The following is a 22,349-nucleotide window of genomic DNA, read 5'->3' on the forward strand; positions in this document are numbered from 1 at the left end:
AACCTCTTTCTCAAGAGGTTCTTATTCTTCAAAATGGAGGCATCAACATGGTGAGTAGAGTAGAGAAGTATAAGAAAAAGAGACGAATTAGAAAAAGTGTTTTAATAGTAGCGGCTCTATTTTTAGTTCTTACATTTGGAACAGGGCTAAATAAAGCTTTAGCGGATTTAGATGTACAAACGTTATTAACCAATTGGTTCAATGAGAAGCAAAATGAGTCTGTAAAAGACATTGAAGGTGCTGTCGCTTCTGAAACAGATCGACTGATGAGAGGACTTGGAGAAGATTTAGAGCAAGAAATGACTAAAGCTCAACAAGACTTAGTAAATTTCACCAAAACTCAAAAAGAGAGCCGTATTGCTGCATTGCAGTTATACGCACAAGATTTAAAATCTAGTTTGAAAATAGACAATTCGGAACAGGAAGCTGCTATCCTAGCAAATATCGACACAATCGTTGCTCAAGCCAAGGCTCAAATGGATGGTCAGGCATCGGAGTTAAAGTTGTTGCCAGTTCCAGTTATACCTCCAGGAGAAGCTTCTAGTCCAATTCAAACAACACCAGCACCAGGTAACGAAGGTAAAGAAAATTTACCGCAACCCACTCCTCCTGTTGTAACCCCTGAGAAGGACGGTACCGGTGAGGCTGCTATATCAGTAAAAACGGAACAGCCTAAAGCTGAAGTTAAGGCTATAGAGGCAGAGCTTGTGATTGTGGATGTTTATACTATCACGGATTGGTTTGCAATGCCGAGTGTACAAAATGTTACAGTGGAAGAGGTAAAAATCCCAAATGGTGTGTTTTCGATAAATAGTACATTTTCCGATATATTAATGAATCCAAAGGCAGCAGATGCCATGAGAAGTATTCTTCGTGGAATTGAAAAGCATCCACATTTCGCTGAAATCCAATATAAGACAATAGATGAAATGTCTCGTATTTGTCCTTCGCTATTTAATGAGACCATTTTATATATGCTAAACAAATCGCTTGTTCAAATACAAATATAATGAGATAGCGAGTACCAGGTTGATCAACAACTGAATTTGTTGATGAATCTGGTACTCATTTTATTTTGGAGTAAAAATAATTACTTTCAAAAATAAAATAATTGCTTTTAAGAGTAATTTAGTTTACCATATAAAGTAATCGAGGAGGGATGATATGGAAGAGATAAGATTGAATGTCGCTTTGCTTAGAAGAAAAGTGCCTAACTTGACGACAGCTGCTAAATCCATTGGGATTCGTCCTGCTACGGTTTCTAATTTATGTACAGGGAAGATTGATTTGGGGAAGGCGGAGGTTAAAACACTTGTTGGTTTAGCTTCATTGGCTAATTGCACGGTAGATGAATTGATCATACGGGGGGAGAAGAAACATATGATTGAGACACAAATTAAAGCATTGGACTTTTTTGCACCACTAGTAAAGGAAGGGACAATTGGAATAGTAGCTAGACCGGGGATGGGACAGCTAGTAATACTAGCAGAGCTAATGCATCGTTTTAAGGAAAGTAATCACACTTCTGTGTTTTTATTGCCACAAAAAGAGCATAGTGAGCTAGAAGGGACAAAAGAGCTAGCAGATTATATAACTACTTCTGTTGATGACGCATATGAAAAACTTTCAGAATTAACAGGAGATATTATCTTTATCACAGATAGAAGCTATATTATCTCTGGAGAACTATTGGATTTACAGGAAAAAATTATTTCAGAGAATATAGATGGAATTACAACAATTTTAGTGGATTTATCAGGAGAAGTAGTAGATGAAGAGATGCCTTTTGGACCTTTGGAAACAGTGTGGCAGCTAGATGCAGATCTTGCAACTCGTCATATGTATCCTGCTCTACACCCTATCTATTCGACCTCATCCGTAATGGAGGGGACAGATGTTGACCAACGTCATTTTGGTTTAAGACAGCGTGCACAAAAGCTACTGAGACGCTATAGAGAATTACGTTCTATTGTCGCTGTGCATGGAATTCAAAAGCTTCCAGAAGGTGAACTAGCAACATATGAACGCGGAGAAAGGTTAGAGGCATATTTTACTCAGCCATTCTATGTTGCCGAAAAATTCACGGGTCCAGGAAAAGCTGTTTCAATAGAGCAAACTCTAAATGATGTCGAAATGATTTTAGAAGGAAAACAAGATCAAGTAAGCGTTGAAGAGTTAAAGTTTGTAGGTAGTTTAAGTTAAATAAAAGCAAAGATGTGAATGAAATAGCATTCACATCTTTTTTGGTGTGACAAAAAGTATGCGGCTTAATGTTCAAGACACTTGAAGGGAAACTGAGTGAGCCTTGACAAGCAGTTTGTTTAAGAACTACTTTTCAGGGAAAAACTTAAACTAAATTAGACTTTTCAAACTAAAAGGAGGACGCTATGGCCACGCTAAAAAGTAATGCGCTTAATAAGGAAAATCAAAGGCATTATTCTACCAAGAATATGTGGACGGGAATACTATTTGGATTAGGGGTAGTTGCCTTTATAGACGAAGTAATTTTCCATCAACTTTTACATTGGCATCACTTTTATGATAAATCTACCACAGACATTGGACTTGTCTCAGATGGCATATTTCACGCTTTTAGTTTCTTTGCTACCGTGGGCTCAGCTTTTCTTATGGCAGATCTTCATCGCCGCCAAGCATTTTGGCCAAAAAGATGGCTAGGAGGGATATTCTTGGGGGCAGGTGTTTTTCAACTGTATGATGGTACCATTCAACACAAGCTCATGGGCTTACATCAAATTCGATATAACGTGGATATTTTACCTTACGACTTAGTGTGGAATATAACGGCAGTTTTAATGATTGTAGTAGGTATAGTTCTGTTAAAGCAAACGAGTAAAAAAAGTAGAGGTGAATAGTATTGCATGATCATCCTCATCAAACTAGTTTAGATTTTGCACAAATAATACTTGGGGCTCCTTTTGTACTTCTCCTGCTTTTATATTTAGTCGCTGTATATAAATCCAATAAAAGTAAAAAACGATGGCCGATACGTCGAACATTGTTATTGATCACGGGAATTATTCTTGCTCTTCTATCAGTAGCAGGGCCACTTGCAGAGCGGGCGCATACGGACTTTGAAGTGCATATGATAGGACATTTGTTCTTAGGGATGCTATCCCCGTTATTGATAGCATTATCAGCACCAATGACACTGTTCCTAAGAACCCTACCTGTAAAGGCTTCAAGAAAAATAACTTGCTTACTGCGAACGAAATTTGTTCACTTTTTTCAAAATCCTATTGTTACCTCTATATTAAATATTGGTGGGCTTTGGTTATTATACACTACACGTTTATTTGAACTGATGCATGAAAATATATTGTTCCATATCGTCATTCATATACACATTTTCCTAGCTGGATATCTTTTTACAATTTCTATCCTTTATATTGACCCAACACCGCATAGAAAAAGCTATATTTACCGTTCTGTAGTCTTTATATTTGCTCTAGCTGGTCATGCAATCCTGTCCAAATTTATATATGCAAATCCTCCGGTTGGTATTTCCAAAGTAGAAGCGGAAATAGGAGGCATGATTATGTATTACGGTGGGGACGCTATTGAGATAGGATTAATTATCATTCTTTATTACCATTGGTTTAATCAAACTAGTCCTAAAGTTGAGATAATTAATCCTACACCTATAAATGGAAAAGAGGAGCTAATATGAAGGGGAATAACGCAAAATATACGGTTGTTGGAACTGATATTGAAGAAGTAAAGAGGAAAAACGCCAATTCTGGTTTATCCTACAATGAGTTAAATGAATTGATAGCAAAACAAGCGAAGGATCCTAAAACATATAGTCAAAAATCTACTTAAGTGAAAGGCTGTGGAATAGTTGTATTTCAAAACGTTTCTCATTAAGTTAATTATGACGACTGCTATCATTTGGATCGTACTTGGCGGGTATTATGGGGCTAATCTATTGGGTGTCTTCATTATAAGCATCGTTTTGACGGTTTTAGGTTTTATAGGAGATATATTCTTAATGCCTAGGCTAGGTAATATATTAGCGACAATAGGTGACTTTATACTTGCACTTGGGTTAGTTTGGTTAATGGGCATTTACTTATTCGACCCTTCTGTGCCAGTTGGCAGAGCTGCCTTTATAATTTCTCTTCTATTGATGGTCGGTGAGATGTATTTACATCAATACATTAAGCTGCATATTTGGGAGCCTAGAATAATGAATCCAAGAGACAAAGCAGGATATTACCAACGAACAGATACACAATTGGAATTTGCAAGAGCGTTTAGTAAAGAGGATTTTCAGAAAAAGTAAAAGAAAAACGTATATTTCATCCCTACTTGCCCATTCTAAAAAGGTAAGAGGGGAGGTAAAGAAAATGGCAAACAACAACCGTAATAACAATAATCGTAATAACAACAATAACAATCAAAACAACGAATTCGGTGATGAATTCAACTTCGAAAATTTAAATAATAATAACAATAATAACAACAACGACAGAAACAACCGTAACAACAATCGTAATAACAATAATAATAACAATAACAACAACAATAATAACGAAAATAACAATAACTTTTAATTAAGTTAACAAAAGCAACTTTACCCTTTTTGGTAAAGTTGCTTTTTGGTTTAAATAAAGCAGTTGGTGGTATCTTAAGGTTAGGTATTGGAGGAGGATTAAGGATGAATAACATAAAGGAATTAGAGATAAACAAATCGTATGTTACCTATATGTTTCCTTTCTCCTTTCATGAGAAACAGAGACAGAAATTGATGGAAACTTTAGAAAGACATCACTTTAGATTTTTTGAGCTTAATAATAAGGAACTCCAAGCAGGCTACTATGGAGAAGGAGTAAAGATTCGTCATGAACGTCTCAGTCAATTTTTCTTGCCTTATATTGAAGATAAACTGTTTCCAAAAACAACAAAGAATAGAGGGTTTTTGAGATATTCCAAAGAAATTAACGAGAAATTTGTTTGGAAGCTAAGAGGACAAAAAAGTAATTTTGCTATTAATAGTGTAGATATTACTCTTTGTCCATTTGGTATTGGAGTTATTACAATCCGTACTTTAGGGGAAGATCAAGAAACTCTTTCAGACTTTTTGCATTTCCTTTCTCATTTTAGGGTTTTGGAGCCTAAGCTGGAGGAGGAAAAGGGAGTTAAAATATCTAACGATTCTTATGTTTTTGAAACAACTAATCAATTAGTATTGGATTATTTATGTCCATCTGTTAAGCCATTTATCATAAGAAACGAGCATTTAGAAGGGTATTACGGAAGTCTTCCATTTTTTGAAGATGCAAGAATGATGTCCTCCATCTTTTTAGTTGTTAAAAAGGACGAAGAAATTTTACAGGAGCATTTATATCGTGTGGCTCAGGTTGATGGAAGAGTAGAGGGTGAGCCATATATTTCAAGTACTAACTCCGATTATATAGAACGTTTTGTAAAAGAGCGTCTATATGATCGTTATGCGCCTAATACATATACTATTACTTCTGAGAACGTACAGGCGACAGTAACAAATAACGAAGAACAAACTTATAGAAAAGATATGGAAGAATTTATGGGGACTATGTATTACAATTTATTGCTGCATTATTACTATAAAATTATGCTATTAAAGCTATCGTTCGAGCATAGTGAGGTCAGCTGGTCTAAGGACAAAGATTATGTAAAGGAGCTTATTGAGCTTATTTCAAAATTCTATTCAAGATATTACTTTGGACAGGTTTCAGCCAGGCAGGAGGGGAAGGAACTTACCCATTTACTCAGAGAAACCTTTAACTTGAATCATCTTTTTATAGAAGTTAAGAAGACGCTAGATGATTTATACCGTGCTCAGGAAAATCAAACAAACAATCGTCATAATATGTTATTGTTCATGCTAACTATCTATACAACTATTTCCGGAATTTATGGTATGAACTTAGTAATAGAGGACTGGAAGGGATTCACGGATTGGTCTAAAGTACCTGGATATTCGTTCTTTGAATGGATTTCTCTTGTTACTGCATTAAGTGGAATTGGTTTAGCTATTGCTTTACTTGTGAGCACTGGTGGGAAAGGCATGTTAAATAAATATAGAAAATGGAAAAGAGACAGGCTAGGATAATCCCCGGATAAGGGGATTATTTTTTTGCTTATTTATATGAAACAATTATATATATCCCGTAATAATAGGCCTGTACTAAAGTTTGCAGAAAATAAGCTGAATTGGCACTTATTTAAATGAATGTTTTTCTTTTATTGATAAAGTAATAAATTGTAGGATAATAAAGGATATAAGAAAAGAAAATAAATGGGGTAAGATTGTGAATCAAGAAAAAACATCTAAGTCGATTGTGTTACCGTTAATTGTTTCGATTGTAGCTATTTCGTTTGCTGCAATTTTTGTTAAATGGTCAAGCGCACCTGCAACTATTTTAAGTATGTACCGAATGATTCTGGCGAGCTTATTGCTGTTGCCTGTTGTCTGGTTAAAGAGAAATGAATTTAAGGAAATTTCTAAAAGAGAATGGTATTTGTTGTTTTTCTCTGGAATGTTTCTTGCATTGCATTTTGCCCTTTGGTTCGGTTCTTTGAAGCTAACTACTGTGGCTAGCTCTACTATTATCCTAGCGCTACAACCAATTATCGCCCTAATCGGTGGAATGATTCTTTTTAAAGAAAGAACAACCTCTAGTGCGTTGCTGACTATGGGTATTGCAGTTATAGGAGCTGTAATGGTAGGTTGGGGAGATTTCGGACTTAGTAAAAGTGCCATACTAGGAGATATTCTTTCGTTTTTAAGTGTCATTGCAGTAGTAGGATATTTGCTGATTGGACAAAGTGCTGTAAAAAAAGTCTCTCATTGGATTTATAGCTTCTGCGTGTTTAGCTTTGCAGCCGTTGCATTAGTTTTCTATAATGTCATCACTTCGGTTACATTCACAGGTTATGATGCAAAGGAGTGGGGGATTTTTGTTTTATTGGCCGTTGTTCCTACTATTTCGCATTTGATAAATAATTGGCTGTTAAACTATGTCAATGCAACTACTATATCGATGAGCATTCTTGGGGAGCCTGTTGGAGCAACTATTTTAGCTGTAATTATTTTAGGTGAACGTATAGTTGCATGGCAGATAATTGGCGGGTTAATAGTATTGGTTGGCGTATTTTTCTTCCTCATGCAACAAATAAGAGGATATAAGAAAGTAAATAAAGCAAGGAAAGGTTGATCTTGTATGAACAAAGCGGCAATGCTAAAAATGACATTGTCTATGGCCATTTTTGGTTCTATCGGTTTCTTTACAGGGAAGACCGGTATACCAGCCATAGAATTAGTATTTGTACGCTGCATCTGTGCCACTCTTTTTCTCGGGGCGTTATGGGTAATTACTGGTCAGCATAAGACGGAGATATGGGAAAAGAAAGAGATAGTGCAAATTCTTTTATGTGGGATTTTCTTAGTTTTAAATTGGGTGTTTCTTTTCAAAGCATTTGAGGTGACATCTATCACGATTGCTATTACTATATATAATTTGGCTCCCATCTTTGTATTGCTACTAGGAACATTATTTTTAAAAGAGAGGATGACTTGGAACTCTCTTATAGCTGTTCTGATTTGCTTCCTTGGAAGCATGCTGATTGTAGGGATTAATACGGTCCAATCTATTTCCGATTTTCTTGGGTCGGGCTTCATCTGGGCGCTTCTCTCTGCTTTTTGTTATGCTATGACGATGCTTCTAGGTAAGGGCGTTAATCAGTTAAGTGCCTATGCGATGACCTTTGTACAAACATCTATAGGTATACTAATCCTACTGCCTTTTCTGAATTTCACTCTATTTCAAGGATTAACGACAACCAACTGGCTATATATAATTGGCACTGGCCTGATACATACTGGATTTGTTTATTATTTATTTTTTGATAGCTTAAGAAAATTAACTACTGGTGTTATTTCAGCACTAGTCTTTATAGACCCTGTAGTGGCTATATTACTCGACACGTTAATCTTAGATTTCCGACCAACACTTCTACAGTCCCTAGGAATCCTACTAATTTTCGGAGGTATCATTTATACCTTAATAAAACCAAATAAGCAACAAGGACCAGGAGGAATAGAAGCTTAGTCAAACCTCGAGGTTAGTCTGTTTTTCTTCAAGCTGAACGACCTTTAAATAGAGTTAAACTTAATAAGTAATTGTTTTTCATTTATATATTATATATATTATTTGTTGATTGTAGCGACAGGTGGCGACTCCAGCGGGAGGAGGGAGACAGATAAGACATCCCATACGCGCGCGTTAGCGACGGGGATGGCTTATCGCTCCCCCCGCGGAAAGCGCCCGCCTAAAGCGGAAATCAATTCTACTTGCTCGAATCGACCAATCCATTTAACCTTTAATTCACTTTATTAGGAGAAACAAATCGGGGACTCGATCAGCTTCATTAAAAAAGGTGGCCATGTATAAGTCATGGCCATCTTTTTTTATTTATCCCTGTAAGCTACGTTTCCGGATGGGTATTAGTATAAGTGTAGTTATTATAATTAAACTCGCAATAACAACTGCGGAATAAAATAGTCCCCCGTAGCCATCCTGTGCAGCAACAGTGGTGACTTGATTGACGCTTGTTTGGATAACCTCTAAAAGTTCTTGGTCTTGTATCTGAGTTAAAGCCTGTGACATAGTTTCCTGGGAAATAATTTCCCCAGCAGATGTCACTTGAGCAGAAAGTGACTGAAATTCCATCAGACCTGCTTCACTAATATTTGCCTCTCGTATATTATCCTGCAAGATTTTTGGGAAGTCATTTTGAAAAATGGTTGGTATTTGATTGAAACCTCTAGCGATAAATCCCGCGTAAATAGTCGGAGCAATGGTCATCCCAATTTGTCTGCTTAAGGAAAGAGTGGCTAATGCAGTTCCCTTATCAGATTCTAGCTTCTCCGTTGCCAATATATTCAGTGGGGCTCCAAGAATAATTCCCATCCCAAATCCTGCTACAGAGGATGCGATGATGAATTGCCATTTTGCTTCAATCCACATAGGGAACAGTAGAAAGCCAATTGCTGATATAATACCTGATAATAATACAGCGAAAATAGGACCTTTTTTATCGACAAACATACCACCCATTGCTGCCCCTATACCAGCTGCAAGAGCAAGAGGGGTCATCCAATATCCAGCATTTTCTTGGGCAATCCCAAGTACTTGCTCTGAAAACGCAGGGATAAAAATCATGCCCGCCAAGAGTGCCCCTGAGAACGCACCAATTAATAGAGTTAATAAGTAAGAAGACTTTGATAGTAAACGTAATGGAAGAATGGGATCACCACCACGTTTTTCTAATCGACTTTCGTGAAATAATAGCACTAGTAAGAGAATAATACCTGCTAGAACATATCCATACACCTTTAAGTCTAGTAAGCTCTTAAAGAAGTTGACACCTTCAATATTCGTTAATCCATACATAATCCCTAGAATAGATAACGAAATTAATATAGTTCCGAGAAAGTCTAATTTTCCTGTTGCTGCATCCTTTGTTTCCTCTAGTTTTAAAAAGCCAAGTATGACAAGGGCGATTGCAATGGGAACATTAATGAGGAATAAAAAATGCCAACTTCCTGTAAGGTCTAATAACACGCTACCTAGGTTTGGTCCCAATACGGCAGCGATACCGTTCATTCCACCTAGCATTCCCAACGCTTTTCCTTGTTTTTCAATGGGAAGTGTACTTAAAATGTGTGAGCTTCCAATAATAAAGATACCACCGCCACCTAAGGCTTGAATGAAACGTGCTATTAAATAAAAGGTAAAGTTAGGACTTAATGCAACTAATAAAGACCCAATACCGAAAATGGCAATTTCTACAATGAAAAGACGCTTTCGCCCATAACGGTCAGAAAGCTTACCTACAATTGGTACGCTAATCGCTAAACCAAGAGTATAAAGAGTTATTCCCCAAGCACCCCAGTTTGGAGTAACATCAAAAGAACTGTTGATGGTTGTCAAAGCAGCACTGATTATCCCATTGTCGAGGGCAGCCATAAAAACTCCAATAGAAAACAACAAGATTGCCCAAGTTTGAGAAGTATTTTTTTCTACCATACCTTTAATCCCCCTATTTTAAGACTTGATAGTACACCATTTGAAAATACCAAAATTATACACTAATTTACATATAATAGTAATAAGCAGAAGCTTAAAATATTTTGATGCAGATTAAAAGATGATATATTAAAATTAATGCTTTAAAAGGAGAAAACAAATGCCCATTTATCACTACACACAACCATTAGCAATTGATATTACCCCTAAATCTATAGTCTATAAAACAAATGGAGAAAAAGTATGCACTTTTCAACGGTATTATTCTAATAATTTGAAGAGATTGCTGGATAGAGCTATGGAATATCGATATTTCCTTCGTTACGATATATATGATTTAAATGACCAAATCATTTTCACATGTAAGAAAGTATCGAAAAAGGGAAGAGTTTATTATCAGGCTTATGACTATGAAACAAAAGAGCATTACACGATTACATACGACAAATGGAAGGAGCTAGTCGCAGACCTTTTAATAATAGGGAAGGACCTAAATATAGTGATTGACAAGGAACTAGAAGATTGGACACGCTATCTTTGGGAGGGTAAGGAAATTGCTAGATGGAGAGCAAAGCTTGAAGAGGAGTTCTTGATTGAGCTTGAAATATCCGATGACTCTCCTATTCAAAATCCAGCTTTTTTTATTGCGATTAGCCAGTGTACTTTATATATTGGCGGTTGATTATTAAACTTTGCAGAGCTTTTTTTTTGAGCAATTGCAAAGTTTTTTTGATGAGGATTTTACTAATACGAACATTTAGAAATTAAATTCTTTTACTTTTTCTATAAAATGGGATATTATAAAAATACATCGTGTACGATGTATTTTTTGTTAGGAGAGTAGGACATGGGTAAAGAAAAACCCTCTAAATTAGAGCAACAGCTGTGTTTTGAGGTATACAAGGCCTCTAGTAATTTTGCTAAGTTATATGCTAAAACCCTAGAACCTTTTCAATTAACGTTTCCTCAATATTTAGTATTATTGGCTTTATGGGAAGAGGATCATTTGCAGTCGAAGGATATTGGAAATCGTTTAGAGCTTGGGATTGGTACGTTGAATCCTATCATCAATCGAATGATGGAACGCGGATGGTTAGAAAAGAAACAATCCATGGAGGACAAACGAGCTTCTATTATCTCTTTAACGGAGAAGGCTAAAAATGCAGAAAAAGAAATTGAGCTATCTATTATAAAGAAAATTACAAGCTGTAATTTCTTAGACGTGAATGCTATTACACTCATGTCTCAATTAAAAGAACTAAATGCTTTTTTATCAAAAATGGAGGAATGATGAAAATGAGTATTTATGACATTAAAGTACAAAAAGCAGATGGAACAGAATACGATTTAAGTGAGTACAAGGGCAAACCCATGCTAATTGTTAACACTGCAACGAAGTGTGGACTTAGTAACCAATTTGATAGCTTAGAAAGTCTCTATAAAAAGTACAAAGATGAAGGACTGGTTGTACTCGGTTTTCCTTCCAATCAATTTTTTCAAGAACCAGGAAATGGTGCCGATGCAGAACAGGCTTGTCGCATGAGCTATGGGGTAACCTTTCCAATGCACGAGATGGTGAAAGTAAATGGCAGTGAAGCTCATCCATTGTTTGATTACTTAACGACAAACAGCAAAGGATTACTTTCCAAAAAAATAAAATGGAATTTTACAAAGTTTTTAATCGACAAAGATGGTAACATTGTTAAAAGATATGCGCCAACTGACAATCCAACCGAATTTGATGAAGACATAAAAAAATTATTAAATGAATAAACATAAAGGACCTAATCATAAAAGATTTAGGTCCTTTATGTTTAAGGATAAGGAGAAAAAGGAATAAAAGATAAAAAGAGTCGAAATGGGGAAATAATATGGAGAGATTAACGGTAAAGGAACAGACATTACTGGCCTATTATGTATGTAATTTTCTTGAAAAAGGATCTGAGATTAGCTTAGCAAAAGTATTAAAGGATGGATTGGGGGACCGTCTTTCCGTTGTGCAAGAGGAGCTTACAAAGAAAGGTCTATTAAGCAAAGAGGATAAAATGATTACAAATGAAGGAATATTGTATATCGACAATACACTACACATTCAATCATATGCTACTGAAAGAAATAAGCTTGCATACGTGAAGGATAGTTTACAAATCAACGAGATAGAGTTATCCGAGCCAGCTTTCAAGCAATATATCCACGAAAACATAGGTATCGAGTACCCATCTATCCATTAAGTATAATATACGTCTATCTCTGCGGAGTTAGACGTATTTTATATTATTATGGCGATTACTGACCAAAATGTTCAATATTGCTTGCACTTAAATTATTCCCATCAGGATCTTTAAAACCAAATCCTCCCAAGCCTTCCTCGTTAACATTCAGTGGACCAACCTCCACTTTATTTTTCTTTAGCCAATGATAAAAGTCTTTTAGCAGAGGCGTATAGAAATCAATTACGCTATGGACCACATTTGAGTGTGTATTAGTAAAAAACAAAGGTCTAACTTCCTTTGTTTCTACTAAATACATTGTAGGAACTCCTTTTGTATGAAAGGAAAGCATGGCGGCCTTGTCTCCTTTAGATTCAACATGAACTCCAAGAACAGACATATAAAAATCCATAGAGCGTTCTAAATTACTGACAGGAATTTCTACGGTGGCGATACGGGAGATAAAGTGAGACATTTGCAATAGACCTCCTATTTTAGATTTGCACGAGTATTATATTCTATTTCTACCCATACTTATCCTCTTTAATCTTGCATTTTTTGCGATAGTTTAATAAGTAAAATAATATTATAATTCCAGTTTTATGAAAAATACAAACAACCAAGAAAGGTCCAATGAGTTGTGGTGTCTAATCTGACTCAATCATCCCGCCGGAGTCGCCGCCTGCCATTACAATCAACAAAGAAGAGCTGTCTGTGTTTAATTGGTAAAAGGCGATTTGATAATTGAATGAATAAAAGAATCTATATGTTGTGAAAATTATCTTATAGTAGAATGGAAGTTTCTGTGGTAAGATTCTTTTGTTGAAAAAATGTATATGTAAAGAAGGAATAAAATTGGCGATTAGAAAGAAGAAGGATTTAGGAGAAAAGCTAAGCTTATTTCACTTAACTTGGCCGATCTTTTTAGAAGTATTTTTGTTTATGTTAATGGGTATAGCAGATACATTTATGCTTAGTGCTGTGTCTGATAATGCGGTTTCTGGTGTAGGAGCAGCCAATCAATATATCCATATTGCGATATTAATATTAGAGGTAGTAGGCAATGGTGCTGCTATCGTAGTCTCACAATATCTAGGATCCAAAAGATATGTGGAGGCATCTAAAATTTCAGGTCTAGCGGTAACTTTAAATTTAGGAGTAGGGATACTTTTAAGCATAGGATTTGTCATATTTTCAAAAAATATTATGGCTGCCATGAACCTAGATGGCGAGGTACTTGCTTTTGCTAATCAGTATTTAATGATTGTTGGCGGAGGTATTTTTCTTCAGGCACTTATTAATGCTTTAGCGGCCATTATTCGTGTACATGGTTATACAAAGCAAACTATGTTTGTATCGTTAGGGATGAATATCTTCCACGTAGTAGGTAATTATGCTTTAATCTTTGGTAAGTTTGGTTTTCCTGAGCTTGGAGTTCAGGGTGCAGCAATATCATCTGTTATAAGTCGGTTTATAGCACTAGTTGTTTTCTTTTGGCTATTATATCAAGTGATGGAATATCGTGTTCAAGTAAGTTATTACTTTACTATTTCGAAAGAATACATTAAGAAAATCCTCAAGATTGGACTCCCTTCTGCCTTTGAGCAAATTTTATACCAAGGATGTCAAATTATCTTCTTGTATTATGCAACTTATTTAGGGACTGAGTCTTTGGCTGCAAGGCAGTATGCCGTTAATATATCTATGTTCACTTATTTATTTGCTGTCGCAATTGGTATGGGAACTGCGATTATTGTCGGGCGATTTGTGGGTGCAGATGAGAAAGAGGAAGCCTATAAATCAGTTTGGTATAGTGTAAAAAGAGCATTCATTTTTACGTTGGCGATGGTTGCCCTTGTAATCATATTCCGCTATCCACTAATGGGCTTATTTACGGATAATGAGCAAATTATTAAAATTGGAGCATCGGTTCTTGTCTTAAGTATCATTCTCGAAACGGGTCGAACGTTAAATATCGTAATTATAAATTCATTGCGTGCAGCAGGAGACGCGACCTTCCCAGTAATCATGGGAGCCTTGTCTATGGTCATGATGAGTGTGCCGTTAGGATATTTATTTGTTTTTGTATTAGATTTAGGACTACCAGGTATTTGGTTGGCTATAGCAGCAGATGAGTGGCTTCGTGGTATTATCATGTTCTTTAGATGGAAAAGTAGAAAATGGGAAAAGTATGCACTTGTTCATAAAAAAAAGGATAACTCCGATTTGGAAAGCCAAACAGTTTAATTGTTTGGCTTTTTAGCCTTTTTATATAGTACAAATTCTATGGATTGGTAGAAAGGTTAAAGGTTTAGGTTTCCAAGCACTTATATCTATGCTTAAATTAAGACAACCAATATTTTGTAATGGTGGTGTGGTAAATGTATGAATCTTCTAAGCTTTCTTTAGTAAAAGCATTAACAGAAGGGATTCAAGAAGTAGTTTTTATTATGCGGGTCGAGGAAGAACAAAGATTCCTTTATGAGTTTGTTAACAATGCAGCGAATAGCATTATAGGGAAATATGCTGTCGGAAAAAGTTTTCGCGAAGTTTTACCTGAAGAGATTGCAGAAATCTTAGAAAATCATTTTGCCGAAGCCTATACCACTAAAAAGATTATTAAATTTGAGATCAGAGTTCCTCATTTTTCTCCTGAAAATGGATATGCGGAAACAACACTCACTCCAATATTAAATTCTAATAATGAATGTACCCATATTGTTGCAATTGCGAAAAATATTACGGAAGAGAAAAGCGTAAAGATAGAGTTTGAAGAAAATCTACAATTATTAGAAGAAACAAAATCTGAATACCGTTCATTATTTGACTATAACGGAGATGCTATATTTTCTTTAGACCTTGAAGGAGTTATTCAAGATGGTAATCCAATGATTCAAGCTGTGAGTGGTAGAACTGTAAAAGAATTAAAAGGTGAAAATTTCACAGAGCTGTTGGATTACAAATACAGAGAAAAGATTTCTGATGCATTTAGCCTGGCTTTTACAGGTGATTTAAAAAGCCATCGCATTCGCTTACTTCAACAAACAGGTGAAAAAATAAGCTGCTTAATCCATTTTGCACCGATTAAAAATAGAGAAGAAATATTAGGCATATTTGCAATCGTTAAAGACATGCGTGAAATAGACAAACTATTAGGTCAGTATATCCAAAGTGAAAAGAATTTCCGAATAATAGCTGAAAATGTACAGGATGTTGTCATTTTGATGAATCATGACAAAGAGTATCTGTATGTTTCTCCTTCCAGTAAAAAAGTCTTTGGATTTGATAATACAAAAATTGATAAAAAGGCACCGTTTTTTAATATTCATCCTGATTATGTTTCCTTACTAGAGCAGAAGTTTCAGCATTCAGTTTCAGAAGGAAGCTCTTTTACTATAGAGTTAAAGGGGATGCATGGGGAAAGAGGATGGATATGGACTGAAATTAATGGTAATCCAGTCTACGATGCTTTTCATAACTTTCGACATATGGTGCTAATAGCTCGTGATATTTCTTTGCAAAAAGAGAATGAAAGTCAGTTAGAATACTTTGCGTACCATGATTCTTTAACAAGCCTTCCCAACAGGCGATTCTTTAGGAATCAGTTATCTGAGGCGCTGGCTAAGATAAAAGCAGGGTTAGAAGAGTTTGCGGTCGTCATGCTAGATATTGATAACTTTAAGTATATTAATGATACGTTTGGGCATGAGACAGGGGACGAAGTGATTCATGAATTTGCAAAACGTCTAAAATACTCCCTAGACGATTCAGACTTTGTTGCACGATTAGGGGGAGATGAGTTCATCATCTTGCTACCGAATATTAAGGAAATCCCACTAATTATAGAAAAGGTAAAACGAATTCAAAAAGCTATAAAAGAACCCTGGTTAATAGAAGGGTCACTCATTTCTATAACGAGTAGCATTGGTGTGGTACATATTAAAGAAGCTACTTTTACAGCTTCCTCTTTACTTAAAATGGTAGATGACGCAATGTACACAGCTAAAAAAGCAGGGAAAAATATGTATTATATTAACGAAAGTACTTCTTACTAAAAAACCATCGACAGCAAAGTGTCGATGGTTTTTTTGTAATAATAAGAATGTTATCGAACTAATGAAGGAAAATGTAATTTCTTTAATTGTTCGACAGCTTTTTTAAGTATTTCTGTATCTTGTACTAATGCTACTCGAACGTAGCCTGCTCCAGCTGATCCAAAGACTGTCCCGGGTACCATTACTACCCCAGTTTGAGCGATGACTTCAAATACGAATTCCTTATCATCTATTTCGTAAGGGTACTTGGCCCAGACAAACATTCCACCATTAGAGGGAGCTACTGTCCAACCGAGATTCTTTAAACCATCCATTAGAACCTTGTGTCTCTCTGAAAATGTTTTTCGTAAAGCGTCGGTAATTTCCTCTGCGTGATCTAATGCCACAATTCCTGCTTCCTGAATTGGGCCGTAAATCCCAAAATCAAGATTAGATTTTAATTGCTTCATAATCTCAATCATCTTAGTATTTCCTGCTATATAAGCAATGCGAGTCCCTGCTAGACTAAAGCTTTTAGATAGGGAGTTAATCTCCATACCTACTTCAAGAGCCCCAGGTGTAGAAAGGAAGCTGCTAGGAGAGTCGCCAGTAAAGTAAAATTCAGAGTATGCTGCATCATGTAGAATAATGACATTATAAGTGTTAGCAAAAGCAACTACCTGGCGGAAAAATTCCTTGTTTGGCATAGCGGGGACTGGATTTCCAGGTAAATTTAATATCATAAGCTTGGCTTTTTGAGCAATTTCTGTAGGAATTGCTCCTAAATCAGGTAAATAGTCATTCTCTTCTAACAAATCCATATAGTAAGGCACTGCTCCTGCTAGTTTGATACCAGCGTCATATGCCACATAACCGGGGTTAGTCGTAAGAATAATATCTCCCTCATTGCAAAAGGCAAGGGGGAGGTGCACTAAACCTTCTTGAGAGCCCATTGTTTGAACAATATCTGTAGTTGGATCTAGTAAAACGTTATAGCGACGTTCATAGTAATTAGCTACTGCCTCATAAAAACGTTTAGTGCCACTTAATGTATATCCATAAGAATCAGCTGAGTAGCTCAAGTCAGACAATACTTTCCTAGCTGCCTCACTTGGTGGTATATCGGGACTTCCTAAGCTTAGGTCATATAACTCAAAGCCTGCATCTCTTTTCCTAGCTGCGGCTGCTTTTAACTCTCCAAAAATCGCGGGCTCAAATAAGGACATTTTAGTAGACGGTTGGATATTCATTAATAAGCGCACTCCCTTACAAACAATTAATAAATTTTTATGTATCATCATAACACAAATTATATTAATATTGTGAAAAAATATTGAAAAACTACTGTTACGGAATAAAGGTTTTTGCTTAAATAGGATGTGTTGTTACTCAAGTAAGGTATATTGTCGAATTAAGCAGATTGATAACTAGACAATTAAATCTAATATTCGCCTAACAATCATTTTATACTAGAAGAAACCAAAGTTATAAGCTTCTATGTCTACCCATCCAAAATGCCACTACATTTTACTTATTTTATTTAGAGAGGAAGGATGTAAATTTTAAAAGAATATAGCACAATTTTTCTAAAAAGAGGACTGTGGTTTAACCACAGTCCTCTTTTTTCCATATCGGATAAGCTAGTGAGAAAGAGGATCTGTTTTTTCTACCTCTTTCTTGCTCTTTTCCTCTAAAACACCATCTGTCATAACATATACTTTATCACAGTATTCGATCAAACGAGTGTCATGGGTAACCACTATAGTAGTAGTACCATTGTTTTCTGTTTCTTTTTTTAATAGCTTCATGACTTCGTAGGCACGGTCAGAATCTAAAGAAGCTGTTGGTTCATCAGCTAATAGTATAGAAGGCTTGCTATAAAGCGCCTTGGCAATAGCAACTCGCTGACGTTCTCCTCCAGATAGATCTGAAGGATATTTTTTTCGTAATTCCGTAATTCCTAGGTTTTCATATAAAGCCTCTAGCTCTTCTTTTGTCATATTGTCCTTTTTAACATTATCGAGCAGCTTCATTTGTTTATCTACTGTAAGGAACGGGACTAGATTGGAGGCTTGGAGGATAAAGCCTATCTCCCTAAGTCGGACCTTGGAACGTTTTTTTTCATTTAGATTAGAAAGGTTTTGATTGTTTACTATAATTTCTCCGCTAGAAGGGGATTGCAGGCCCCCGGCAATTGTAAGGAAAGTACTCTTGCCTGAACCGGAAGGACCTATAACTGCAATCAGTTCTCCTTTGTCTGCTACAAAATCTGTTTCCTTTAAAGCATCTACCTGTTTATGGCCGGAACCAAATGTTTTCTTTACTTTATCTAACTTTAAAATTGCCATTTTCTTATCCTCCAATCGCTTTTAGTGGATCTATTTTTACAATGGTTAACACTGAAAACACTGCCCCTAAAATTGCAACAACAATTAATACTGCTCCGTAGATTAACATTGTTGTCAAATCAAAGGAAACAGGAACTGCACTTGGTAAAAACTGTCCTGTTAAAATTGTTAATCCAAACCCTACAAGAACCCCTATGAATGCTAGGAGGAAGGTTTGAGCAATTACTGATACAGATAGATAACCATTCGAAATTCCTTGTGCCTTCATTACACCAAACATACTTATTTTTTGTACTGTTAATACGTACAAGAAAATTGCAACGATTACAGAGGAAATACCAAATAGAAAATAAATCATAAAGTTTAAGGTAAGTGACTGCTCGGTATAACCAGGCAGATTCTCAATAAAGTTTTCAATTTCAGTAACTTGTAAATCTTTGTTGGAAGTTTCAATAGAGGACAGACTGTCGTCTGAAACAACTACCCCATTAATCTTATCTTCATTGGCTTCAGCAGCTTCTCCAAATTTTACTTTATGAAAAGTTGCTAGCTCACCATAAAGTACGGGTGCCCCATTAAAGCGAGAGCTTTCTGTAAAGCCGACTATAGTTAATGTTTCATCAGAAGAGGACAGCTCTAGTTCATCCCCAATTTTAAATCCCTCATCTTTTAAATTGTCGCTTGCTACTACTTCATTTTCGCTGGAGAATTCTTCTCCTTCGCTAACGCTGGGCATTAGAAACTCTTCCTTATCTATGCCGAATATAGATACATTTTGTTTAGTATCCCCATTTGTTGCGATAGCACTTATTTGTCCCAGAATTGCCTTATCTTTTGCTTCAATATTATCTAGCTCTTCAGTGCTAATAAATGATTGAGGAAGACTTTTATCCGATTCTTCGGTTAATACAATGGCTGTTGCATTCCATTTATCTACTGCCTCTCTATTCAGGTTTGCTAATCCAGTAGCGAGACCTGAAAGAAAAAACACAAGATATGCAACTAGCATTAGGACACCTACGATTAGGAAAAAGCGTAGTTTATTTTTTTTAATTTCATTCCATGCTAAAAACATTCTTTCACTTCCTATCTAAATTTTTAAAGCTGTACTGCTGTTTGATAGAGACTGTCTGCAGTAACGGCAACTGTCTTTGTATCGTTTGATATGTCTCTAATAACTTGTACGAGGTTAGAGACTTGTATTTCTACTTGGTCTATATGGTTATTATTTTCATCTATTGATAGAAGAATTTTGTTGAATTTACGGTTAGTATCCATTGAGCTTTCCAATCCTAATTCAACGCTCTTTTCCATATCAGAAATGGTAGAAACCGCTTTGTTTGTTAGCTTAGTAGAGGTTTGAACAAGGTATGTAATTTCTTCTACAGAACTTTTGGATTGCTCTGCTAGTTTTTTTACCTCTTGTGCTACAACGGCAAAGCCTTTTCCATGCTCACCGGCACGTGCGGCCTCAATAGAGGCGTTTAATGCAAGAAGATTTGTTTGTTCAGCTATTTGCTTTACTAAGCCGACAATTTGAAAAATTTCATCGGAGGATTGTTTTAAATCTCCAATAATCATAGCCATTTCTTCTGTATTACCAGTGACAAGCTCCATTTGAGTTTGAAGAAGCTCTATTAGCTTGTTGCCATCATTAGCGTCTGACTGAATTTGTTTTACGCTATCTATATTAGCCTGAACACTTTCACGAATTCTAGATGTATTCGATTCTACGTGTTCAATAGAAGTGGTGGTCTCCTCAGTTAAGTTTGCTAAGTCTTCACTTATAGAGGAAATTTTGCTTTTCAACTCAGTTTTAACAATGTCATACTGTTGCTGGCGCAGCTTCACATTTTCTTTTTCATATTCCTCTAGAACAATTTGCATTTCTAAGTTAATGAGCTTGGAAATAGTAAGTGAAGTTTTTTCTTTCTCATCAAGCACTTTTATTTCCTCGTTTACTAAAGAAATGATAATAGATTGGATTTGGTGGAAGGTTCCCATGTACCATTTAGGCTCTAATCCAATTTTGAAGTGCATTTGAGCAAGTTTTCGTTTTCTCTCAATGGTATTCTCGGTGAATTCACCACTAAACATTTCAATAATATAACTACCAACGGTTTTCTTTAAACGATCAACTTGAGTTCTATCTTCAATAATTTTTCGTAAGGAAGGAACTGAAAGGACTTGCTCATAAAAAACAGAGACAATATCGTTAATACCCTTTTCCACATATGGCTGAAACGTAATAATTTGCCTTAAGTCTTCTGTCGTCAATCCAATAAGTTTCATTTGCTTCTGTAATTCTGGATAACGATCCAGTTGTATAACCGGTTCTTTTAAAGTTGTTTTATCCTCTGGTTCTTTAACTCGTTTTCTTGTAAAAGGTAATACCAATTTAATCTCTCCTTGTGAACAACTTTAATGTATGAGTGTAAGTGGGTTATCTTATACACCTATTATTAACAGGAAGTACACTCTTTGTCAAATGTTTGTATAATTTATTTTATTAAAAGTTATACAAAAAATAATTCTTGTAGGAGATAAAAGGCTTATATAAAAAGCTATTGTATAATGGTGTTTATACAATAAATACGGAAGGAATTTTCTTTTTCGTAGAATTGTTGTATAATGTTAACGGTTGAATGTTATACTGTTGGTTAGCTATAATGAGCAATAGCAGCTTTTATAATGAGGCTGAAAGGATGAATATGAATGATGCAATCTCGCCCAAGTGGGAATTATAATATTCAGCAGGTGTCCAATGTTACAGGTTTGTCTAAGCAAGTTATCCGAAAATGGGAAGAGCGCTATGAACTTATACAGCCTGAACGTTTAGACAACGGTTATCGGATTTACAGTGAAGAGGATGTAAAAAAACTATTAAAAGTTAAGACTTTATCAGAAAAGGGATACTCATTAAAGCAAGCTGTGGCACAGGTTTTGGAGGAAGATGAGATAGTTCAAATGGAAAGTGAGCTACCCTTTGCACAGGAAGAATCTTATCCGGAGTTTAATGATTTCGTTTTTAAGCTGTTAGAGCACGGGACTGCTTGTGACGAGATAGAACTTAATTATGCTTTACAGCAAGCGTACTTTCATTATGGATTAGATAACTTTTTGAATAAGGTCGTATTGCCCTTTCTCCATGAAGTGGGAAATCGTTGGGAAAAGGAAGAATGGGATGAATACCAGGAAGCTGTCTCTAGTATGATGGTCCGCGATTTTCTAGTACAAATTCGTCGTAATTTTCATTACAGGGATGATGCGCCTCTAGTGTTAGGTTGCTGTCTTCCTCATGAAACACATGAAATACCCGTTCATATTTTGTTGTTACAATTTATGATGAAGGGGTGGAAGTCTGTATTAATAGGCGCATCCCCTGCACCTGGAGCAATTGAGTCGATGGTTGAGAAGCTAAAGCCACAAAAAGTATTAATGTCTGCTTCGACAAGCATTCCCTTTGAACGAAATCCTAAATTACTAGCAAGTTTGGATCAGTTTGCTGAACAGCATAAGGAAACTAAATTTTATATAGGTGGTCCAGGCTCTATGCAATATTTTGCCTGCAAAAATCTTAAAAATATAAGCTTAGCCAATTCACTAGAAGAAGTGATTAATTAAAAAAGCTACTTGCTTTCCTATAAGGGAAAACAAGTAGCT

The 22,349-nt window shown here is 35.8% G+C and carries 23 protein-coding genes; 17 read left to right on the forward strand and 6 right to left on the reverse strand.

Translation table 11 applies throughout. From position 1 onward, the window contains the following. The first annotated feature begins 47 nt into the window (after positions 1 to 47). From D0S48_RS14190 to D0S48_RS14225, 10 genes are all read left to right on the forward strand, one after another. Positions 48 to 1,010 carry a hypothetical protein gene (locus tag D0S48_RS14190; RefSeq protein WP_151112255.1) on the forward strand — a complete coding sequence of 321 codons (963 nt, stop codon included), beginning with the start codon at positions 48 to 50 and terminating at the stop codon, positions 1,008 to 1,010. A gap of 154 nt (positions 1,011 to 1,164) precedes the next feature. Further along, positions 1,165 to 2,202, forward strand: coding sequence for an ATP synthase beta subunit C-terminal domain-containing protein (locus D0S48_RS14195; protein WP_144539246.1), 1,038 nt, complete (start codon positions 1,165 to 1,167; stop codon positions 2,200 to 2,202). Positions 2,203 to 2,387: 185 nt separating this feature from the next. Continuing rightward, on the forward strand, positions 2,388 to 2,873 hold the full coding sequence (locus D0S48_RS14200) for a DUF2243 domain-containing protein (RefSeq protein WP_151112257.1): 486 nt from the start codon (positions 2,388 to 2,390) through the stop codon (positions 2,871 to 2,873). Between the two features lie 2 nt (positions 2,874 to 2,875). Then, positions 2,876 to 3,688, forward strand: coding sequence for a cytochrome c oxidase assembly protein (locus D0S48_RS14205; RefSeq protein WP_191963808.1), 813 nt, complete (start codon positions 2,876 to 2,878; stop codon positions 3,686 to 3,688). Further along, on the forward strand, positions 3,685 to 3,840 hold the full coding sequence (locus D0S48_RS20675; RefSeq protein ID WP_186318199.1) for a hypothetical protein: 156 nt from the start codon (positions 3,685 to 3,687) through the stop codon (positions 3,838 to 3,840). Before D0S48_RS14205 ends, D0S48_RS20675 begins: the two co-directional genes overlap by 4 nt. 19 nt (positions 3,841 to 3,859) lie before the next feature. Next, entirely contained in the window at positions 3,860 to 4,303 is a 444-nt protein-coding gene (locus tag D0S48_RS14210; RefSeq protein WP_154312121.1) for a DUF2512 family protein, read from the forward strand. A 64-nt stretch (positions 4,304 to 4,367) separates the two neighbouring features. Next, positions 4,368 to 4,574 carry a hypothetical protein gene (locus D0S48_RS20680; RefSeq protein ID WP_191963809.1) on the forward strand — a complete coding sequence of 69 codons (207 nt, stop codon included), beginning with the start codon at positions 4,368 to 4,370 and terminating at the stop codon, positions 4,572 to 4,574. Between the two features lie 104 nt (positions 4,575 to 4,678). Further along, complete coding sequence (locus tag D0S48_RS14215; RefSeq protein ID WP_151112260.1) at positions 4,679 to 6,115, forward strand: magnesium transporter CorA family protein; 1,437 nt, start codon at positions 4,679 to 4,681, stop codon at positions 6,113 to 6,115. Between the two features lie 199 nt (positions 6,116 to 6,314). Then, positions 6,315 to 7,220 (forward strand): DMT family transporter, encoded by a 906-nt coding sequence (locus D0S48_RS14220; protein WP_151112262.1) that lies wholly within the window; start codon positions 6,315 to 6,317, stop codon positions 7,218 to 7,220. Positions 7,221 to 7,226: 6 nt separating this feature from the next. Continuing rightward, positions 7,227 to 8,114 (forward strand): DMT family transporter, encoded by an 888-nt coding sequence (locus D0S48_RS14225; protein WP_151112264.1) that lies wholly within the window; start codon positions 7,227 to 7,229, stop codon positions 8,112 to 8,114. A 363-nt stretch (positions 8,115 to 8,477) separates the two neighbouring features. On the opposite strand, the gene D0S48_RS14230 is transcribed toward D0S48_RS14225, so the two are convergent. Beyond that, positions 8,478 to 10,094 carry an MFS transporter gene (locus tag D0S48_RS14230; protein ID WP_151112266.1) on the reverse strand — a complete coding sequence of 539 codons (1,617 nt, stop codon included), beginning with the start codon at positions 10,092 to 10,094 and terminating at the stop codon, positions 8,478 to 8,480. Positions 10,095 to 10,254: 160 nt separating this feature from the next. On the opposite strand from D0S48_RS14230, the gene D0S48_RS14235 reads away from it, so the two are divergent. The 4 genes from D0S48_RS14235 (at position 10,255) to D0S48_RS14250 (ending at position 12,325) form a co-directional block, all read left to right on the forward strand. Then, positions 10,255 to 10,776, forward strand: coding sequence for a tubby C-terminal domain-like protein (locus D0S48_RS14235; RefSeq protein ID WP_144539262.1), 522 nt, complete (start codon positions 10,255 to 10,257; stop codon positions 10,774 to 10,776). Positions 10,777 to 10,941: 165 nt separating this feature from the next. Beyond that, a complete protein-coding gene (locus tag D0S48_RS14240) occupies positions 10,942 to 11,385 on the forward strand; it encodes a MarR family winged helix-turn-helix transcriptional regulator (protein ID WP_151112268.1) in 444 nt (147 codons plus the stop codon). A 5-nt stretch (positions 11,386 to 11,390) separates the two neighbouring features. Continuing rightward, complete coding sequence (locus D0S48_RS14245; protein WP_144539266.1) at positions 11,391 to 11,867, forward strand: glutathione peroxidase; 477 nt, start codon at positions 11,391 to 11,393, stop codon at positions 11,865 to 11,867. Positions 11,868 to 11,965: 98 nt separating this feature from the next. Then, a complete protein-coding gene (locus D0S48_RS14250) occupies positions 11,966 to 12,325 on the forward strand; it encodes a hypothetical protein (protein WP_151112270.1) in 360 nt (119 codons plus the stop codon). Between the two features lie 55 nt (positions 12,326 to 12,380). Here D0S48_RS14250 and D0S48_RS14255 read toward each other — a convergent pair whose 3' ends face one another. Beyond that, on the reverse strand, positions 12,381 to 12,779 hold the full coding sequence (locus tag D0S48_RS14255; RefSeq protein WP_144539270.1) for a VOC family protein: 399 nt from the start codon (positions 12,777 to 12,779) through the stop codon (positions 12,381 to 12,383). A 338-nt stretch (positions 12,780 to 13,117) separates the two neighbouring features. On the opposite strand from D0S48_RS14255, the gene D0S48_RS14260 reads away from it, so the two are divergent. Together D0S48_RS14260 and D0S48_RS14265 are read left to right on the forward strand one after the other, a co-directional pair. Continuing rightward, positions 13,118 to 14,551, forward strand: coding sequence for an MATE family efflux transporter (locus D0S48_RS14260; protein WP_225321746.1), 1,434 nt, complete (start codon positions 13,118 to 13,120; stop codon positions 14,549 to 14,551). A 134-nt stretch (positions 14,552 to 14,685) separates the two neighbouring features. Then, positions 14,686 to 16,359, forward strand: a complete 1,674-nt coding sequence (locus tag D0S48_RS14265) for a diguanylate cyclase domain-containing protein (RefSeq protein WP_151112272.1) — start codon at positions 14,686 to 14,688, stop codon at positions 16,357 to 16,359. A 50-nt stretch (positions 16,360 to 16,409) separates the two neighbouring features. On the opposite strand, the gene D0S48_RS14270 is transcribed toward D0S48_RS14265, so the two are convergent. The 4 genes from D0S48_RS14270 to D0S48_RS14285 all read right to left on the reverse strand — a co-directional run bounded on the left by D0S48_RS14270 (position 16,410) and on the right by D0S48_RS14285 (position 21,083). Then, on the reverse strand, positions 16,410 to 17,588 hold the full coding sequence (locus D0S48_RS14270) for an aminotransferase class I/II-fold pyridoxal phosphate-dependent enzyme (RefSeq protein WP_144539274.1): 1,179 nt from the start codon (positions 17,586 to 17,588) through the stop codon (positions 16,410 to 16,412). A 390-nt stretch (positions 17,589 to 17,978) separates the two neighbouring features. Continuing rightward, complete coding sequence (locus tag D0S48_RS14275; protein ID WP_144539275.1) at positions 17,979 to 18,686, reverse strand: ABC transporter ATP-binding protein; 708 nt, start codon at positions 18,684 to 18,686, stop codon at positions 17,979 to 17,981. 4 nt (positions 18,687 to 18,690) lie between these two features. Next, on the reverse strand, positions 18,691 to 19,761 hold the full coding sequence (locus D0S48_RS14280; protein ID WP_151112274.1) for an ABC transporter permease: 1,071 nt from the start codon (positions 19,759 to 19,761) through the stop codon (positions 18,691 to 18,693). A 23-nt stretch (positions 19,762 to 19,784) separates the two neighbouring features. Beyond that, positions 19,785 to 21,083 (reverse strand): globin-coupled sensor protein, encoded by a 1,299-nt coding sequence (locus tag D0S48_RS14285; protein ID WP_151112276.1) that lies wholly within the window; start codon positions 21,081 to 21,083, stop codon positions 19,785 to 19,787. A gap of 318 nt (positions 21,084 to 21,401) precedes the next feature. On the opposite strand from D0S48_RS14285, the gene D0S48_RS14290 reads away from it, so the two are divergent. Beyond that, positions 21,402 to 22,310 carry a MerR family transcriptional regulator gene (locus D0S48_RS14290; protein WP_225216103.1) on the forward strand — a complete coding sequence of 303 codons (909 nt, stop codon included), beginning with the start codon at positions 21,402 to 21,404 and terminating at the stop codon, positions 22,308 to 22,310. Positions 22,311 to 22,349 lie beyond the last annotated feature (39 nt).

Origin of the sequence: Psychrobacillus sp. AK 1817 (assembly GCF_008807035.1) — a bacterium.
GTDB lineage: Bacteria > Bacillota > Bacilli > Bacillales_A > Planococcaceae > Psychrobacillus > Psychrobacillus faecigallinarum.

Excerpts from the sequence above, each read along its gene's own strand:
- D0S48_RS14190 (WP_151112255.1), top strand. The coding sequence starts at position 48 with ATGGTGAGTAGAGTAGAGAAGTATAAGAAAAAGAGACGAATTAGAAAA.
- D0S48_RS14195 (WP_144539246.1), top strand. The coding sequence starts at position 1,165 with ATGGAAGAGATAAGATTGAATGTCGCTTTGCTTAGAAGAAAAGTGCCT.
- D0S48_RS14200 (WP_151112257.1), top strand. The coding sequence starts at position 2,388 with ATGGCCACGCTAAAAAGTAATGCGCTTAATAAGGAAAATCAAAGGCAT.
- D0S48_RS20675 (WP_186318199.1), top strand. The coding sequence starts at position 3,685 with ATGAAGGGGAATAACGCAAAATATACGGTTGTTGGAACTGATATTGAA.
- D0S48_RS20680 (WP_191963809.1), top strand. The coding sequence starts at position 4,368 with ATGGCAAACAACAACCGTAATAACAATAATCGTAATAACAACAATAAC.
- D0S48_RS14215 (WP_151112260.1), top strand. The coding sequence starts at position 4,679 with ATGAATAACATAAAGGAATTAGAGATAAACAAATCGTATGTTACCTAT.
- D0S48_RS14225 (WP_151112264.1), top strand. The coding sequence starts at position 7,227 with ATGAACAAAGCGGCAATGCTAAAAATGACATTGTCTATGGCCATTTTT.
- D0S48_RS14230 (WP_151112266.1), bottom strand. The coding sequence starts at position 10,094 with ATGGTAGAAAAAAATACTTCTCAAACTTGGGCAATCTTGTTGTTTTCT.
- D0S48_RS14235 (WP_144539262.1), top strand. The coding sequence starts at position 10,255 with ATGCCCATTTATCACTACACACAACCATTAGCAATTGATATTACCCCT.
- D0S48_RS14240 (WP_151112268.1), top strand. The coding sequence starts at position 10,942 with ATGGGTAAAGAAAAACCCTCTAAATTAGAGCAACAGCTGTGTTTTGAG.
- D0S48_RS14245 (WP_144539266.1), top strand. The coding sequence starts at position 11,391 with ATGAGTATTTATGACATTAAAGTACAAAAAGCAGATGGAACAGAATAC.
- D0S48_RS14250 (WP_151112270.1), top strand. The coding sequence starts at position 11,966 with ATGGAGAGATTAACGGTAAAGGAACAGACATTACTGGCCTATTATGTA.
- D0S48_RS14255 (WP_144539270.1), bottom strand. The coding sequence starts at position 12,779 with ATGTCTCACTTTATCTCCCGTATCGCCACCGTAGAAATTCCTGTCAGT.
- D0S48_RS14265 (WP_151112272.1), top strand. The coding sequence starts at position 14,686 with ATGTATGAATCTTCTAAGCTTTCTTTAGTAAAAGCATTAACAGAAGGG.
- D0S48_RS14270 (WP_144539274.1), bottom strand. The coding sequence starts at position 17,588 with ATGAATATCCAACCGTCTACTAAAATGTCCTTATTTGAGCCCGCGATT.
- D0S48_RS14275 (WP_144539275.1), bottom strand. The coding sequence starts at position 18,686 with ATGGCAATTTTAAAGTTAGATAAAGTAAAGAAAACATTTGGTTCCGGC.
- D0S48_RS14280 (WP_151112274.1), bottom strand. The coding sequence starts at position 19,761 with ATGTTTTTAGCATGGAATGAAATTAAAAAAAATAAACTACGCTTTTTC.
- D0S48_RS14290 (WP_225216103.1), top strand. The coding sequence starts at position 21,402 with ATGATGCAATCTCGCCCAAGTGGGAATTATAATATTCAGCAGGTGTCC.